The sequence below is a fragment of the Streptomyces sp. NPDC008150 genome, from assembly GCF_042956945.1.
Taxonomy (GTDB): domain Bacteria; phylum Actinomycetota; class Actinomycetes; order Streptomycetales; family Streptomycetaceae; genus Streptomyces.
Genome location: NZ_JBIBHJ010000015.1, coordinates 122,391 through 137,741, shown reverse-complemented (window position 1 = coordinate 137,741; position 15,351 = coordinate 122,391). Strand labels below are relative to the sequence as shown.

The window sequence follows — 15,351 nt, the reverse complement described above, 5'->3', positions numbered from 1 at the left end:
GGCGTCACGCGAGGTGCGCACCGGCAGACATACTGATCACGATCGCATCGCATGGATGGACCTATGGAACGAATGGATTCCGTGGACCCCCCGCCGGCCGAGGCCGGCCCAGGGGACCACGCGGACGCGTACGCGTCCGTGCCGCTGCTCAACTGCCTCCTGCGGGAGGTGGCCGGGCCGGCGGCCGAGGAGGACGGCACCGGGTGGCGTGTCCACCGGCTGCCGGAGACCGGCCGGCTGCTGCGGGTGCGCGCCGGGCGCCGCCCGTCCCGCCCCGAGGTGCGCGCCCACGGCACCTGGCGGCCCGTCGGCCACACCGAGCTGGTGAAACTGACCGTCGAGGAACTGCGCGGACGCACGGGCGTGTCCAACCACGAACTGCCCGGCGAGATGATCGACAGCCGTGCCGCGGTCGCCGCGCTGCTGGCCGCCCGTGCGGCGGCCGTCCCGCCCGCCGACCCGTACCGGCGCTCGGAGCAGTCCCTCGTCACGGGCCACCCGTACCATCCCGCGCCCAAGGCGCGCGGCGGCGGCCCGGTCGCCGGCTGGCTGCCGTACGCGCCCGAGGCGTATGCCGGGTTCCCGCTGACGCTGCTCGGCGTGCGCGAGGACGTCGTGACCGAGGAGGGCGACACCTCGGCGCTCGACGCCCTGGGCACGGCACCGCCCGGCTACCGGCTGCTGCCGGCCCATCCCTGGCAGCTCGACCTGGTCGGCGCCGCCCTCCGGCCCGCCTTCGCGGACGGGAGGCTGGTGCGGCTGGCGACGCCGGGGCCCGACGTCTGGCCGACCGCGGCGATCCGCACGGTCTGCGCGCCCGGTGCCGGCCTCTTCCTCAAGTTCAGCCTCGACGTGCGGATCACCAACGACGTGCGGCGGCTGTGGCGGCACGACCTGGACCGGCTCGCGCGCACCGACGCCGCCGCGCGCACGGCGCTCGCCCGGTCCGGGGGCGGCGCGGCCTGGCTCGGCGACCGCGGGTACCGCACCGCGTCGTTCGCCCACGAGGAACTCGCCGTCCTCGTCCGCGACGGCCTCGACGGCCATCTGGTGCCCGGGGCGACCCCGTACCTCGCGGCGGCCCTCACCGAGGACTACGACGGCAACCCGCTCGACACGGTCACCGACCCGGACGCCTGGTGGGAGGCGTACCTGCGGGCCGTCGTGCCGCCCGCGCTGGCAGCCTTCGCCGAACACGGAGTCGTCCTGGAGGCCCACCTGCAGAACGCGCTGATCGCCCTCGGCGCGGACGGGTTGCCCGTGCAGGCCCTGTTCCGGGACGCGGAGGGCGTGAAACTGCTGGCCGACGTCCCCCGGGCCGACGGCTGGCAGCGCCTGGTGTACTGCCTGGTCGTCAACCATCTCGTGGAGATCGCCGCGGCCCTGGTGGCACGCTGTCCCGCCCTGGACCCGTGGCCCGCGGCCCGCCGCGAACTGGCCCGGCACGGCGTTCCGGAGGCGGCCGGACTGCTCGCCTCGCCCGTCCTGCCCGGCAAGACGAACCTGCTGCTGCGCTGGACCGGCGCGGACGGTGCGGACGCCCGCTACCTGCCGGTGCCCAACCCGCTTGCCCCGCAATGACGTTGGCGTCGTCCTCCCGGCCCCGTCCCCGCACACGGTGAACGGGCGCCGGACGGCCGTCCCCTGGCCGTCCGGCGCCCGTACGCGCCGAGAAGGGGCGCAAACGGGGCGGCCCGCCGCGCGAGCGGGCCGCCCCGCGTTCTCAGTTGACGAACACCGAGGGCGAGCCCGTCTTGCTGGTGTCCTTCACCGGCCCGTAGGTGGCCGAGAAGTAGCCGTTCGTCGGGCAGCTCGCCGGACCGGTCTTCTTGGTGAAGAGCTGGTTCGTGAACGTGATCTTGTTACCGGTGTTGGAGGTCGCACCCGTGAGACCCGTGCCGGTGTAGACGCAAGTGGTCGCGCCCAGCGCGGTGTTGAGCTTGACCGTGGTCTGGATCGGACCGGTGACGGTCAGGACGCCCGCCGAGGTCACGGTCGCCGCGAGCGGCAGCGTGTCCACGGTGAAGCTGTTCACGCCGGTCGCGCCGAGGATGTTGGTCGTGCAGCTGCTGAACGTGTGCGCGGTGACCGACTCGGTGGCGGTGCCCGGCGCGGTCGGGTTCGAGCCGGCCGTGGCGGTGAACGCGGAGGTGGCACAGGTGATGCCGGTCGTGCCGCCCGCGGTCGTGCGGATGGTGGCCGTGCTGCCCGACAGCAGCGACGCGGTCAGCGTGTCACCGGTGGTGACGGCGCTGCCGGCCAGGCTGCCGTAGGTGAGGACGTTGCCGGCCTGCACACCTGCCTGGGCGGGCGACGCCACGAGGAGCGCGGCGGCCGCGAAACCGGAGGCGGCGAGGGCGACGGAGGTTTTGCGCATGAGGGTTGCCTTTCGGTTCGTACGGAGGGAGTTGCGTGCGGGTGTTGCTGCGGCGTCGGCCGGCCGCGGGACCCGGGCGCGAAGGGCGGGTGCCGGTGCGCGCGGGTCCCGCGGCGGCGGCCTCAGCCCCGGGCGTCCGCGAGCGAGGCGCGCAGCCCGGCGACGGTGTTGTCGAACGCGAGACGGGTGTCGGTCGGCGCGAAGGTCACCGAGTTCTGGCCGGCGGCCGACGGCAGGTGGAAGAGGGAGTTGATGCCCGCGTCGAGCAGGCCGAGGCCCAGGCCGCAGCCCTTGGCCCCGGGCACGGAGAAGCTGGTGTCGGTCAGGCTCGCGCCGGTGAAGCCGGCGATCAGGGTGTCGTGCCCGTTGGGGTCGGCCTGCACGTCGATCTCGCCGGCCTCCAGCGCCGCGGGGCGCAGCACGATCGGGTTGCTGTTGCTGCCCAGGTAGCAGTTGGGGCCGAGCAGCGGGTGGATGAGGTGCAGCTTGATCGGCAGCTTGAAGACGGGCACGGTGGTGCCGGCCGCCAGCGGCGCGAAGTCCGTGACGGGGCCCGCCAGTTCGACCTGGGCCTTGACGCTGGTGACGCCGGGCAGCAGGTTCGGCAGCCCGGGGATGGTGACGTCGGTGGTGGGCGCGGTCAGCAGCGACCCGGAGGACGGCGCGACCGTGCTGTAGACGTTGGCGCTGCCGCCGTCGGGCAGGTCGACCCCCGGCGCGTCGCTGCCCCACACGATCCCGAACTTGAGGTCGATCGGCGTGCCGAGCGTGACGTTGGTGGAGCCGATGCGGATGCTGCCGCCCTTGGTGGTGGACGTGACACAGCCGACCTGGAGGGCGGTGGGGTCGGACAGCGCCGCCGAGTTCACCGGGCAGGTCTCCATGCCGTTGTACGGCGCGGACAGCGGTCCGCCCGCCGCGCTCGCGGGTGCCGCGGCGAGGGCCCCGAGCCCGAGGACGGAGGCGATCAGTGCGGCCGAGCGCAGGCGGACACTGCGTCTGGTGGACCGCGCCGGACGGGACGAGGGCGTGGCGGACAGGGTGGAGCGCATGGCGGGACTCCTCAGGGGTGACGGCGTTGCGGGTGCCGTGAAGGTGGACGCACGGGGCTCCGCGGGTGCGGGTGGCGGTGGTGCGGGTGGTGGCGGACGGTGCCCGAAGGGGCGGCGGAGCGCGTGCGAGGGCGGTGCTGCGTACGGGGCGCGGAGGTGCGGGAGACGCGGGTGCGCGCCGAAGTGCCCGGTGCGCGTGCGGAGTTGCGGGGCGCGTGCGGTGGTACGGAGGCGCGGGGCGTACGAAGGGGCACGGGGCGTGCGGAAACGCGGGCTGTGCGCGAACGGAGTGCGGGGACGCACGACGGCGCGGTGCCGGGACGCGCTGGTGTCGCGGTGCTGGACGCCGGCACGGCGGTACCCGTGCGGGTGTCCTGGCGGCGCACCGCCGTGGCTGCGGCGGCTGCCGGAACGGAGGGCGGCCCGTCTTGTCCTGCGCGGCTCTTGCGGCGGGGCACGCCTTGGCGGGGGGTGCGGTGGGCGTCGTGCGTGATACGTGTCCGGCGCCACGGACCCGTACCGTTCGCGCTGCGGCGGCCGGGCCCGAAAGGGCGGGGCACGCCGCGCGGTGCTGCGCGGCTCGAATGGGAAACCCAAGAGGGTTGTAAACCCGCTGTGTTGTTCACGTCAACCGGTAGTAGCGAAAATGCGCCCATGACCGAGGGAGCCGTACCCGCCGACGTACCCGCTGTCCGCTCCGGCCCGGACCCCGCCCCGGCCGCCGAGGGCCCGGCCCGGCCCGCCGGCGCGCGGGGCGGCGGACCGCCCGTGCTGCTGCCGGGGGCGCGCACCGGGCGCGAGCCCGAGCGCTCGATCCGCCGGGGTCCGCGCCGGGTGGCGCCGGAGCTGGTCGCCGCGACCCAGCGCGAGCGGCTGCTCGACGGGGTCGCCCGCACCGTCGCCGAACAGGGCTTCGCCGGTGCGCGGATCAGCGACATGTGCCGTACGGCCGGGGTGACCAGGCCCGTGTTCTACGAGCAGTTCTCCGGCAAGGAGGACGCGGTGCTCGCCGCGTACCGGCTCGGGATCGCACTCGTGGTGCAGGCGATGGAGTACGCCTACGAGGAGGCGGGTGGGGCGGGGGACTGGCCGGCCGCAGTCACGGCGGGGCTCGGGGCGGTGCTGGAACTCCTGGCCGAAAACCCGTCGTTCGCCGCGATGGTCGTCGAGGTGGAGGGGGTCGGCGCCGCCGGGCGGGCCGAACGTGAGCGGCTGCTCGGCCGGTTCCGTCGCTTCTTCGCGGACGCGCCGGACACCGCGGACCGCCGTCCCGGTGAACTCGCGCCGGGGCGTGCCGAGTTGGTGGATGTGCTTGTGGGTGCCGTGCACGCGGCGCTCTACCGGAAAATCGCGCGGGGCGAAGTGGAAGGGCTCCCGGACCTGCTGCCCACCCTGGTTCACGTGGTGCTGTCGCCGTTCGGGCGTGCCGGTGCGGAACCTGAGTGCCCGTGATCGTCGGTCACACCGTCAACACGCTTTCTGCACAGGAGTGTTGACCCGCCATGTAACTGGCGGTAACTTCCCGGACGGCTCCCACAAGGCCACGCCTGCCACTCCTGCCGGGGGAAGCCCCGGGCAGGCGCGGGGAGTTGTCCGCGCCAGGACCCGCCCGAACCGCACCAGCACCAGGCACCAGCACCCGCTCAGTTCGCTCGTGCTCGCCGCGACAGGTGGCGCGACACCCGCTTGAGGAGCCGATCATGGCCACGTCCCAACCCCAGCCTGCCACTCCGGCGGGATCCGGAAGCACCCGCGGCGGCAGGGTCCGCCTGCGCCGCGCGTCGATCATGGGCCTGCCGGCCGCCGCGATCGCCGCGGTCCTCGTGGTCCTCACCGCGCAGGGAGCCCTCGCCGTCCAGTTCGCGATCTCCGGCATGCCGTTCGACATCACCGCCGACTCGCTCACCGGTACCGGCTTCGGCCAGTACGGCGCGCTCGACAACATGCCCGACGGCAGCCCCAACGCCGGTGACACCGGCGGTCAGGTGCTCACGATCGTCACCGCGATCCGCAAGGCCGAACTCACCAACCTCTGCCAGAGCGTGCAGATCGGCGGCACCTACCTGCACATCACCGCGGGCGGCAAGGGCACCCCGGTCTCGGCCGAGGGGCTCACCACCGACTCGACGGAGATCGCGGGCAAGCTCGCGTCCTTCGACAACATCGAGATCGGCGGCGACGCCAGCACGTTCGAGAAGCCCCCGTCGCCCGGCCCGCTGGGCGTCTTCGGCCAGCAGGCCGACACGGTCAACATCAAGGACGTCCGGCAGACCAACTACGCCACCACCGCGGTGAAGTTCAAGCTGCCCGACCTGCACATGTCCTTCAGCGACAACGCCTGCTGACCGGACCCGTGCGTGAGGAGGTGACTCGATGACGTCCACGTCCCCCCAGGACGACGTCCCGCGTCCGGCGTACGAGGAGGGTCCGGCCGGCGACGGTCCGGCCGGCCCGCCGGCGGAGCCCGACGCGACGGTGGCGCGACCGGACGGACGGGCCGACGAGCCGGTCCAGGCCGGGCCCGCCGAGCGGCCACCGCGCGGGTTCAAGGGCTGGCGGCGCCGGCGACCCTTCTGGGGCGGACTGCTCGTCCTGCTCGGCGGCGGCGAGATCCTGCTCAGCGAGCGGGCGAGCATCTCGGTCGTGCTGCACGCGGGCGCGGACTCGCTCGCCGGGTATCTGCTGCCGGCCGTGATGGCGGTGTGCGGGCTGCTGATCCTCTTCAACCCGATGCACCGGATCTTCTACTCCGTGATCTCGGTGCTCTGCTCGCTCGCCACCTGGGTCACCTCCAATCTCGGCGGCTTCTTCATCGGCATGCTGTTCGGGCTGATCGGCAGTTCCCTCGCCTTCGGCTGGCTGCCGGACCAGGAGCCCCGCCGCTGGCGCCGCCGCAGGACGGAGAACGGCGCCGACACCGAGGCGGACCGGACACCGGCCGGGACCGGCTGAGCGGGAGAGGGCGGGGGCGGGCGGCCGGCGCGGGGTTCCGTGCCGCGGCCCCGCTCCCGCCCTGCCGCCGTCCCGCCCCGCCACGGCCCCCCGTGGCCCGGTCCGGCGGGCCGACTGCCGGTCCGGCGGGCCGACTGCCGGTCCGGCGTGTCGGATACGCTGGGAAAATGCTCACCACCGTCACCGCGACCCGCTACCTCGCGCCGCTGCGCGACGGCGGATCGCTGCCGGGACTCGTCGAGGCCGACGACCTCGGGACGTACGTCGTGAAGTTCACCGGCTCCGCCCAGGGCCGCAAGGCGCTGGTGGCCGAGATCGTGGTGGGCCGGCTGGCGCGGGCGCTCGGACTGCGGATGCCCGAACTGGTGCTGGCGCGCTTCGACCCGGCGATCGCCGAGCACGAGCCGCACCAGGAGGTGCGCGACCTGCTGAACGCCAGCGCGGGCGTCAACCTCGGCATGGACTATCTGCCGGGCGCGCGCGACTTCACGCCCGAGGACGCCGTGACCTTCCCGGTGGACCCGCTGGAGGCCGGCCGGATCGTCTGGCTGGACGCCCTCACCGCGAACGTCGACCGCACGGTGCACAGCTCCAACCTGATGATCTGGCCCAACCTCGGCGTCGCGCCCCCGCACCTGTGGCTCATCGACCACGGCGCGGCCCTCGTCTTCCACCACCGGTGGGACACCTCGGAGCCCGCCAAGGCCTACGACTTCCGCCACCATGCCCTCGGCGGCCACGCGCCGGACACCCGCGCGGCCGACGCCGAACTGGCGCCCCGGGTCACCGGGGGACTCCTGCGGGAGATCCTCGCCGAGGTCCCGGACGCCTGGCTGGCCGGCGAACCCGGCTTCGCCTCGCCCGACGACGTCCGCGCCGCGTACGTGGACTACCTCCTCGCGCGCGTCGGCGCGTCGCCCGCGTGGCTGCCCACCGACTTCCCGTCCCGGGACGAGGTGGCCGCCGAACAGGCCCGGCGGACGGCACGGACGCGACGGGACCGGCCGGACTGGCTCAAGCGGGTCCCCGACCTGCACGGCAAGCCGGCCGCCGAACAGGATTGGTCGGTGCACCTCGGATGACCGGGACGGTGGCCCGGCGGGTCGAGATCGAGCACCGCACCCGGTGCCGGTGGCTGCCCCGTGCCGCCCGGCCGGCCAGGAACTCCTGACGACGTTCGGGACGGAACCGGCCGAGCTGTCGCTGCGGCCCGGCACCGGCGGCGTCTTCGTCGTGCGGGTGAACGGCGACGTGGTGCGGGACCGCCGCGAGCACGGCTTCCCGGAGGCGCTGGCGGTCAAGCGGCTGGTCCGCGACCGGGTGGCGCCGGGCAGGTCCCCGGGCCACCCGGACCGGGGCGACGCCGGGAAGCAGCGTCGCCCCCGCCCGGGTCGCCGGGCCGACTCCGTTTCTCAGCCGCGCAGTTGCTCGTACGCGGGGAGGGTGAGGAAGTCGGCGTAGTCCTCGTCGAGGGAGACGGTCAGCAACAGGTCGTGCGCGCGCTGCCAGTTGCCCGCCGCGAAGGCCTCCTCGCCGATCTCTGCGCGGACGTTGGCCAGTTCCTCGGCGGCGATCCGCCGTGCCAGCTCGGGCGTCGCCTTCTCCCCGTTCTCGAACCGCACGCCCGCGTTGATCCACTGCCAGATCTGGGAGCGGGAGATCTCGGCGGTCGCCGCGTCCTCCATCAGGTTGAAGATGGCGACGGCGCCCATGCCGCGCAGCCACGCCTCGATGTAACGGATGCCGACCTGAACGGCGTTGACCAGGCCCGGGTAGGTCGGCCGGGCGTCCAGGGAGTCCACGGCGGTCAGTTCGGCCGCCTCGACCCGCACGTCCTCGCGCAGCCGGTCCTTCTGGTTGGGGCGCTCGCCGAGCACCTTGTCGAAGGACTCCAGGGCGATCGGCACCAGGTCGGGGTGCGCGACCCAGGACCCGTCGAAACCGTCGCCGGCCTCGCGGTCCTTGTCGGCGCGGACCTTCTCGAACGCGACCTTGTTGACCTCGGGGTCGCGGCGCGAGGGGATGAACGCGGCCATGCCGCCGATGGCGTGCGCGCCGCGCCTGTGGCAGGTGCGCACGAGGAGTTCGGTGTACGCGCGCATGAACGGGGCCGTCATCGTCACCGCGTTGCGGTCCGGGAGGACGTAACGGGGGCCCGCGTCACGGAAGTTCTTGACGATGGAGAACAGGTAGTCCCAGCGGCCGGCGTTCAACCCCGAGGCGTGGTCCCGCAGTTCGTAGAGGATCTCGTCCATCTCGTACGCGGCGGTGATCGTCTCGATGAGGACGGTGGCGCGGACGGTGCCCTGCGGGATGCCCAGGTGGTCCTGGGCGAAGACGAACACCTCGTTCCACAGCCGCGCCTCCAGGTGCGACTCCGTCTTCGGCAGGTAGAAGTACGGGCCCTTGCCGAGTTCCAGCAGGCGCCGGGTGTTGTGGAAGAAGTAGAGGCCGAAGTCGACCAGGGCGCCCGGCACCTGGCGCCCCTCCGCGTCCACGAGGTGCCGCTCGTTCAGGTGCCAGCCGCGCGGGCGCATCACGACCGTCGCGAGCTCCGCGTCGGGCCGCAGCGCGTACGACTTGCCGGAGGCGGGATCGGTGAAGTCGATGTTCCGGTGGTACGCGTCGATCAGGTTGCGCTGGCCGAGGACGACGTTCTCCCAGGTGGGCGCCGAGGCGTCCTCGAAGTCCGCGAGCCAGATCCGGGCGCCGGAGTTGAGGGCGTTGATCGTCATCTTGCGGTCGGTGGGGCCGGTGATCTCCACGCGGCGGTCGTCGAGCGCGGCCGGCGCGGGGGCCACCCGCCAGGAGTCGTCGGCACGCACGGCCGCCGTCTCCGGAAGGAAGTCGAGCGTTGCGGTGCGGGCGATCTCGGCGCGGCGCTCCGCGCGGCGGACGAGGAGTTCGTCACGGCGCGGTGTGAACCGGCGGTGCAGCTCGGCGACGAAGGCGAGCGCCTCGTCGGTGAGCACCTCCTCCTGCCGGGGCAGCGGCTCGGCGTCGACGATGGCCAGCGTGGACGGCGCTGGTGCGGACATGAGCGGTCACTTCCTTCAGCGAGCTACGGGCGCTTCTGAACAGTGGATAGTAGTTTCCTCATTGTGGAAGTTCAATAATTTGTTGATGTCGAGACTCTCAGTGTCGAGGGACCGTGGCCCAGCGTGCCACCCCCGTCACGTCCCGTGGGGGTGTGCGCCGTCGAGCCGGGCGAGATCGGCCGGGACGTCGATGTCGTACGGCTCGGCCACGTCCCCGCACTCGACGAGCAGGATCTCCGCCTCGTGCGTACGGAGATGGTCGCGTGCCCCGCGGTCCCCGGTGGCCGTCGCGAGGACCCCGGCCCAGTGGTCGGCGCCCAGCAGCACCGGGTGCCCGCGCACCCCGTCGTAGGCGGCCGAGACCAGTGCCGCGCGGGTCGCGCCGGCGGCCAGCACCCGGGCCACCGCCCGTGCGCCGACGCCCGGTTGGTCGACGAGGGAGACGAGCGCGGCCGACGCCCCCGTCCCCTCCAGGGAGCCCAGCCCCGCGCGCAGCGACGAGCCCATGCCCTCCTCCCACGCCGGGTTCTCCACCCAGACGCAGCCGGCCGGCACCGGTGCCCGGCGGACCGCGGCGGCCCGCGCGCCGATCACGATGTGCACGCGGTCGCAGCCGCCGTCCCGCAGCGCCTCCGCCGCGTGCGCCACGAGGGGACGGCCCCCGTGGTCGAGCAGGGCCTTGGGGCGGCCCCCCAGCCGGCGTCCGCCGCCCGCGGCGAGGAGCAGCCCGATGACCTGGCCTTCACTGTGCGTCATGGGTCCTGCATACCCGACCGCACGGCGAACGCCGGGAACGGGCGTGTTGAATTTCGGCCAAGGCGGTGGCGCTCATCGAGCCGCAGGCGTTTACTGGCGCGCGTCCGGTGAGCGCCCGACCATCGCCGCGGGGCGTTCGTTCGCGGACAGCCACAAAATACTTGCGCACAACGGCGTGCGAGGGGGAGAGCTGTGTTGCGGAGCTTGGGGCAGAGACCAGTGACCGGCAGCGAGGAAGACCCGAGGGTGGTGGGACTGCGGACCGCGGTCTCCCGGCTGCGCCGCGAACTCGCCGCGCATCCGGCGGAGTTCCCCGACCGGGGGATAGCGGAGGACGAACTCGCGGCACTCGCCGCGATGGCCCTGGGCGGCGTTCCCGAAGCGCCGCGCATGCGCCGCTCGTTACTCCTGATAGCGGGTGCGATCGGCTCCGTCAGCGCGTTGTCCCGGTCGCTGGCCGGGGTGCGCGAGGCCGTGGAACTCTTCGGGGAACCGCCCCGCGCCTGACGTCCGCGGGGAGGCCGCCGGGGCCGTCCGGTCCCGGCGGCCGAAAACCCGTCCGTCGGGGGCCCGTTCGCGCGCCCCGCGAACGCCGGTGGTGCGCCGGTGACGCGCCGGTGGTCCGGCGGCGCTTCGGCGGGGACGCGGCACCGGATTCCCGACTGCCCGCCGAACGGCGGGGGTTCGGCCGCGGGCGGCCGTCAGGCGCCGTGGCCCGCCGAGGTGGCGAGCGTCCGCGACAGTTCCGCCGCGACCTGGTGGAGGGCCGGCACGATCGCCTCCGTCGCCTGCTCGGTGACCCGCCCGGCCGGTCCCGAGATCGAGACGGCCGCCGGGGCGGGGGAGTCGGGTACCGGGACGGCGAGGCAGCGCACGCCGATCTCCTGCTCGTTGTCGTCGACCGCGTACCCGAGGCGCCGCACGTCCGCCAGCGCCGCGAGGAACGCGTCCGGCGTCGTGATCGTCTTCTCGGTGGCGGCCGGCATCCCGGTACGGGCCAGCAGGGCGCGCACCTCGTCGTCCGGGACGTTCGCGAGGAGCGCCTTGCCCACGCCGGTGGAGTGCGGCAGCACCCGGCGGCCGACCTCGGTGAACATCCGCATGGAGTGCTTGGACGGCACCTGCGCCACGTACACGACCTCGTCGCCGTCGAGCAGCGCCATGTTGGCCGTCTCGCCGGTCACCTCGACCAGGCGCGCCAGGTGCGGCCGCGCCCAGGTGCCGAGCAGTCGTGACGCCGACTCGCCGAGCCGGATCAGCCGCGGTCCCAGCGCGTAGCGGCGGTTGGCCTGCTGCCGCACGTAGCCGCACGCCACGAGGGTGCGCATCAGGCGGTGGATGGTGGGCAGCGGCAGCCCGCTGCTCGCCGACAGTTCGCTCAGGCCGACCTCGCCGCCCGCGTCCGCCATCCGTTCGAGCAGGTCGAAGGCGCGCTCGAGGGACTGGACGCCACCGCCGCCGGAAGGTTTGGCGGAGTCGGTGGTGCTGGCGCTGGACGTCGGCACGGCGCGTTCCTTTCGGGCTGGCGGCAGGGGCAGAAGCCTACCCGGCTGCCGGTTGACTGCCCGCTTGTGCGTAGCTACGTTCTGTCTGTCGGAATCATCTTTCCGTTCTGTGGAAACCTCCAGGGTCCGGCGGTGCACCCTTGACGCCGCCGGGGCGGGAGTGAAGACTCCTTCAACAGAAAGTTGAATTCCGTTACGTGGAAGTAAAGACCGTTTCGGGGAAGTAACGGGCCGAGAGGGGTTCGGGTGTCCGAGGCTGAACTGGTACTGCGCTCCACGCGCGTCGTCACTCCCGGGGGGACGCGCGCCGCGGCGGTCGCCGTCACCGGCGGCACCATCACGGCCGTCCTCCCGCACGACGCGCCGCCACCGTCCGGCGCCCGCCTGGAGGACCTCGGGGACGACGTCCTGCTGCCCGGCCTCGTCGACACCCACGTGCACGTCAACGACCCGGGCCGCACCGAGTGGGAGGGCTTCTGGACCGCCACCCGCGCCGCGGCGGCCGGCGGCATCACCACGCTCGTCGACATGCCCCTCAACTCCCTTCCGCCGACGACCACGACCGACCACCTGCGCACCAAGCGGCGGGTCGCCGCGGCCAAGGCGCACATCGACGTCGGCTTCTGGGGCGGCGCGCTGCCGGACAACGTGAAGGACCTGCGGCCCCTGCACGAGGCCGGGGTGTTCGGGTTCAAGGCCTTCCTGTCGCCGTCCGGCGTCGAGGAGTTCCCGCACCTGGACCGGGAGCGGCTGGAGCGGTCGCTGGCCGAGATCGCCGGCTTCGGCGGTCTGCTCATCGTGCACGCCGAGGACCCGCACCGGCTCGACGCGGCCCCGCAGCGGGGCGGCGCCAGGTACGCGGACTTCCTCGCCAGCCGGCCGCGCGGCGCCGAGGACACCGCCATCGCCCAACTGCTTGACGCGGCACGGCGGTTGGAGGCCCGCGTGCACATCCTGCACCTGTCCTCCAGTGACGCGCTGCCGCTGATCGCCGCGGCGCGGGCGGACGGGGTGCGCGTCACCGTCGAGACCTGCCCGCACTACCTCACCCTCACCGCCGAGGAAGTCCCGGACGGAGCGAGCGAGTTCAAGTGCTGCCCGCCCATCCGCGAGGCCGCCAACCAGGACCTGCTGTGGCAGGCGCTCGCCGACGGCACGATCGACTGCGTGGTCACCGACCACTCCCCGTCCACCGCCGACCTCAAGACGGACGACTTCGCCACCGCCTGGGGCGGCATCTCCGGCCTCCAGCTGAGCCTGTCCGCCGTCTGGACCGAGGCGCGTAGGCGCGGCCACGGCCTGGCGGACGTGGCCGCGTGGATGTCGTCCGGAACCGCCCGCCTGGTCGGCCTCGACGGACGCAAGGGCGCCATCGCCCCGGGCCACGACGCCGACTTCGCGGTGCTGGCCCCCGACGAGTCGTTCACCGTGGACCCGGCCGCCCTCCAGCACCGCAACCGGATCACCGCCTACGCCGGACGCACTCTCGACGGAGTCGTCCGCTCGACCTGGCTGCGCGGCCAACGCATCTACCACCAGGGCGAGTTCACCGAACCGAAGGGCCGGCTCCTGACCCGTGCCGACTGACTCGGCCCCGGCCGCGCCGCCCCCGGCAGGCCGCTCCTCCGCATCCGCCCGCACCGCATCCGCATCCGTACCCGCCCCGTACCCGCGGCGGCCGGCCACCGAAAGGACGTCCTGATCACCGTGACGGCGACCACCAGCTTCACCGGCGACGCGCACCCCTACGGCGGCGGTGACCCGTACGCGGACTACCGCCGCGTCGACCTCCCGTTCACCCACCACACCGATCTGGCCTCGCGCGCGCTGGGCGCCGGGGTCGTGGCGGCCAACGACGAGTTCTTCGCGCAGCGCGAGAACCTGCTGGTACCCGGGCGGGCCGAGTTCGACCCCGAGCACTTCGGGCACAAGGGCAAGGTCATGGACGGCTGGGAGACCCGCCGCCGTCGCGGGGTCTCCGCCGGACACCCCTGGCCCGCCGCCGACGACCACGACTGGGCGCTGGTGCGGCTCGGCGCGCCCGGCGTCGTACGCGGCGTCGTCGTCGACACGGCCCACTTCCGCGGCAACTACCCGCAGGCGGTCTCGGTCGAGGCGGCGTCCGTGCCCGGCTCGCCCTCCGTGGAGGAACTGCTGTCGGCGGACGTGAAGTGGACCGTGCTCGTGCCGCGCACCGCGGTCGGCGGGCACGCCGCCAACGGGTTCGAGGTCACCGCCGAGCAGTGCTTCACGCACCTGCGCCTCTCCCAGTACCCCGACGGCGGCATCGCCCGGCTGCGCGTGCACGGCGATGTCGTCGCGGACCCGCGCTGGCTGGCGGCCCTCGGCACCTTCGACGTGGTGGCGCTGGAGAACGGCGGCCGGGCCGAGGACGCCTCCAACCTCTTCTACTCGCCCGCCGGCAACACCATCCAGCCGGGCCGCTCCCGCAAGATGGACGACGGCTGGGAGACCCGCCGCCGCCGCGACCAGGGGCACGACTGGATCCGCTACCGCCTCGCGGCGCAGTCCGCGGTACGCGCGCTGGAGATCGACACCGCGTACCTCAAGGGCAACGCGGCGGGCTGGGCGTCCGTGTCGGTCCGGGACGGAGAGGACGGCGAGGACGGTGGCTGGACGGAGATCCTGCCGCGCACCCGGCTCCAGCCCGACACCAACCACCGCTTCGTCCTCGACACCGCGCACGTCGCCACGCACGCGCGGGTGGACATCTTCCCCGACGGCGGCATCTCGCGGCTGCGCCTGTTCGGCTCGCTCACCGAGGAGGGCACCGCCCGGCTCGCCGCCCGCCATCAGGAACTCAGCGGCTGACCCGTACGTTGTCCTCGGCGTGACTCTTCAGCAAGAAATCGTCGGCAACGCCATGCAGATGGCGGTCGTCAACCTGCAACCCGGCCAGACCGTGTACTGCGAGGCCGGGAAGTTCCTCTTCAAGACGACGAACGTGACCATGGAGACCCGCTTGTCGGGGCCGTCGAACGGCAACCGGCAGGACCAGGGCTCCGGCGGCATGGGCGGGCTGCTGCGCACGGCCATGCAGGTCGGGCAGCGCGCCCTCGCCGGTGAGTCGCTCGCCTTCCAGTACTTCACCGCGCAGGGCGGCGAGGGCACCGTCGGCTTCGCCGGGATGCTCCCGGGCGAGATGCGCGCGCTCGAACTGGACGGTTCGCGCGCGTGGTTCGCGGAGAAGGACGCCTTCGTCGCCGCCGAGTCCACGGTCGACTTCGGCATCGCCTTCCAGGGCGGACGCACCGGCATGAGCGGCGGCGAGGGCTTCGTCCTGGAGAAGTTCACCGGGCGCGGCACGGTGATCATCGCCGGCGCGGGCAACTTCATCGACCTCGACCCGTCCGACTTCGGCGGCCGGATAGAGGTCGACACCGGCTGCGTGGTCGCGTTCGAGGAGGGCATCCAGTACGGGGTGCAGCGCATCGGCGGACTGAACCGGCAGGGCCTGATGAACGCGGTCTTCGGCGGTGAGGGCCTCTCCCTCGCCACCCTGGAGGGCCGGGGCCGGGTCATCCTCCAGTCCCTCACCATCGAGAGCCTCGCCAACGCGCTGAAGAAGGCCCAGGGCGGCGACAAGCAGGGCCCCACGGGCGGACTGTTCTCCACCCACGCGGGCTGACGGGGCCGGGGCGCAGCGGCCC

Annotated in this window: 14 protein-coding genes and 1 pseudogene; 10 read left to right on the top strand and 5 right to left on the bottom strand. The window is 73.5% G+C overall.

The window, feature by feature from the left end:
- Window positions 1-72 precede the first annotated feature (72 nt).
- Window positions 73-1,581, top strand: coding sequence for an IucA/IucC family protein (locus ACFZA0_RS30745; RefSeq protein WP_391023212.1), 1,509 nt, complete (start codon window positions 73-75; stop codon window positions 1,579-1,581).
- A gap of 142 nt (window positions 1,582-1,723) precedes the next feature.
- Here the strand turns inward: ACFZA0_RS30745 and ACFZA0_RS30740 are convergent, their stop codons facing one another.
- Complete coding sequence (locus tag ACFZA0_RS30740) at window positions 1,724-2,377, bottom strand: Tat pathway signal sequence domain protein (protein WP_391022986.1); 654 nt, start codon at window positions 2,375-2,377, stop codon at window positions 1,724-1,726.
- Between the two features lie 122 nt (window positions 2,378-2,499).
- The gene (locus ACFZA0_RS30735) at window positions 2,500-3,429 is read right to left on the bottom strand and encodes a hypothetical protein (protein WP_391022985.1); all 930 of its coding nucleotides are present in this window, start codon (window positions 3,427-3,429) and stop codon (window positions 2,500-2,502) included.
- Window positions 3,430-4,083: 654 nt separating this feature from the next.
- Between ACFZA0_RS30735 and ACFZA0_RS30730 the strand changes: the two genes are divergently transcribed.
- The 5 genes and pseudogenes from ACFZA0_RS30730 to ACFZA0_RS30710 all read left to right on the top strand — a co-directional run.
- Entirely contained in the window at window positions 4,084-4,881 is a 798-nt protein-coding gene (locus ACFZA0_RS30730) for a TetR family transcriptional regulator (RefSeq protein WP_391022983.1), read from the top strand.
- A gap of 248 nt (window positions 4,882-5,129) precedes the next feature.
- Entirely contained in the window at window positions 5,130-5,774 is a 645-nt protein-coding gene (locus tag ACFZA0_RS30725; protein ID WP_391022981.1) for a DUF6230 family protein, read from the top strand.
- Window positions 5,775-5,802: 28 nt separating this feature from the next.
- A complete protein-coding gene (locus tag ACFZA0_RS30720) occupies window positions 5,803-6,381 on the top strand; it encodes a DUF6114 domain-containing protein (RefSeq protein WP_391022979.1) in 579 nt (192 codons plus the stop codon).
- Window positions 6,382-6,548: 167 nt separating this feature from the next.
- Entirely contained in the window at window positions 6,549-7,463 is a 915-nt protein-coding gene (locus ACFZA0_RS30715; protein ID WP_391022977.1) for a HipA family kinase, read from the top strand.
- Window positions 7,460-7,737, top strand: a pseudogene (locus tag ACFZA0_RS30710) (SelT/SelW/SelH family protein); the annotation flags it as partial. The gene ACFZA0_RS30715 and the pseudogene ACFZA0_RS30710, both read left to right, overlap by 4 nt.
- Window positions 7,738-7,793: 56 nt before the next feature.
- On the opposite strand, the gene aceB reads toward ACFZA0_RS30710, so the two are convergent.
- Window positions 7,794-9,419 carry a malate synthase A gene (gene aceB, locus ACFZA0_RS30705; RefSeq protein ID WP_391022975.1) on the bottom strand — a complete coding sequence of 542 codons (1,626 nt, stop codon included), beginning with the start codon at window positions 9,417-9,419 and terminating at the stop codon, window positions 7,794-7,796.
- 135 nt (window positions 9,420-9,554) lie between these two features.
- Window positions 9,555-10,175, bottom strand: coding sequence for an NTP transferase domain-containing protein (locus ACFZA0_RS30700; RefSeq protein WP_391022973.1), 621 nt, complete (start codon window positions 10,173-10,175; stop codon window positions 9,555-9,557).
- Between the two features lie 219 nt (window positions 10,176-10,394).
- Between ACFZA0_RS30700 and ACFZA0_RS30695 the strand changes: the two genes are divergently transcribed.
- Window positions 10,395-10,682 (top strand): DUF5955 family protein, encoded by a 288-nt coding sequence (locus ACFZA0_RS30695; protein WP_391023210.1) that lies wholly within the window; start codon window positions 10,395-10,397, stop codon window positions 10,680-10,682.
- 194 nt (window positions 10,683-10,876) lie between these two features.
- Here ACFZA0_RS30695 and ACFZA0_RS30690 read toward each other — a convergent pair whose 3' ends face one another.
- Entirely contained in the window at window positions 10,877-11,680 is an 804-nt protein-coding gene (locus ACFZA0_RS30690; protein WP_391022971.1) for an IclR family transcriptional regulator C-terminal domain-containing protein, read from the bottom strand.
- A gap of 246 nt (window positions 11,681-11,926) precedes the next feature.
- Between ACFZA0_RS30690 and allB the strand changes: the two genes are divergently transcribed.
- The 3 genes from allB to ACFZA0_RS30675 all read left to right on the top strand — a co-directional run bounded on the left by allB (window position 11,927) and on the right by ACFZA0_RS30675 (window position 15,329).
- Window positions 11,927-13,267, top strand: a complete 1,341-nt coding sequence (gene allB, locus ACFZA0_RS30685; protein ID WP_391022969.1) for an allantoinase AllB — start codon at window positions 11,927-11,929, stop codon at window positions 13,265-13,267.
- 114 nt (window positions 13,268-13,381) lie between these two features.
- Window positions 13,382-14,512: an allantoicase gene (alc, locus tag ACFZA0_RS30680; protein ID WP_391023209.1), complete on the top strand. Its 1,131-nt coding sequence runs from the start codon at window positions 13,382-13,384 to the stop codon at window positions 14,510-14,512.
- A 19-nt stretch (window positions 14,513-14,531) separates the two neighbouring features.
- On the top strand, window positions 14,532-15,329 hold the full coding sequence (locus ACFZA0_RS30675) for an AIM24 family protein (protein ID WP_391022968.1): 798 nt from the start codon (window positions 14,532-14,534) through the stop codon (window positions 15,327-15,329).
- Window positions 15,330-15,351: the final 22 nt, after the last annotated feature.

What these genes read in the sequence shown, in the direction of transcription:
- ACFZA0_RS30745 (WP_391023212.1), top strand. Translation starts at nt 73, where the DNA reads ATGGATTCCGTGGACCCCCCGCCGGCCGAGGCCGGCCCAGGGGACCAC.
- ACFZA0_RS30740 (WP_391022986.1), bottom strand. Translation starts at nt 2,377, where the DNA reads ATGCGCAAAACCTCCGTCGCCCTCGCCGCCTCCGGTTTCGCGGCCGCC.
- ACFZA0_RS30735 (WP_391022985.1), bottom strand. Translation starts at nt 3,429, where the DNA reads ATGCGCTCCACCCTGTCCGCCACGCCCTCGTCCCGTCCGGCGCGGTCC.
- ACFZA0_RS30730 (WP_391022983.1), top strand. Translation starts at nt 4,084, where the DNA reads ATGACCGAGGGAGCCGTACCCGCCGACGTACCCGCTGTCCGCTCCGGC.
- ACFZA0_RS30725 (WP_391022981.1), top strand. Translation starts at nt 5,130, where the DNA reads ATGGCCACGTCCCAACCCCAGCCTGCCACTCCGGCGGGATCCGGAAGC.
- ACFZA0_RS30720 (WP_391022979.1), top strand. Translation starts at nt 5,803, where the DNA reads ATGACGTCCACGTCCCCCCAGGACGACGTCCCGCGTCCGGCGTACGAG.
- ACFZA0_RS30715 (WP_391022977.1), top strand. Translation starts at nt 6,549, where the DNA reads ATGCTCACCACCGTCACCGCGACCCGCTACCTCGCGCCGCTGCGCGAC.
- aceB (WP_391022975.1), bottom strand. Translation starts at nt 9,419, where the DNA reads ATGTCCGCACCAGCGCCGTCCACGCTGGCCATCGTCGACGCCGAGCCG.
- ACFZA0_RS30700 (WP_391022973.1), bottom strand. Translation starts at nt 10,175, where the DNA reads ATGACGCACAGTGAAGGCCAGGTCATCGGGCTGCTCCTCGCCGCGGGC.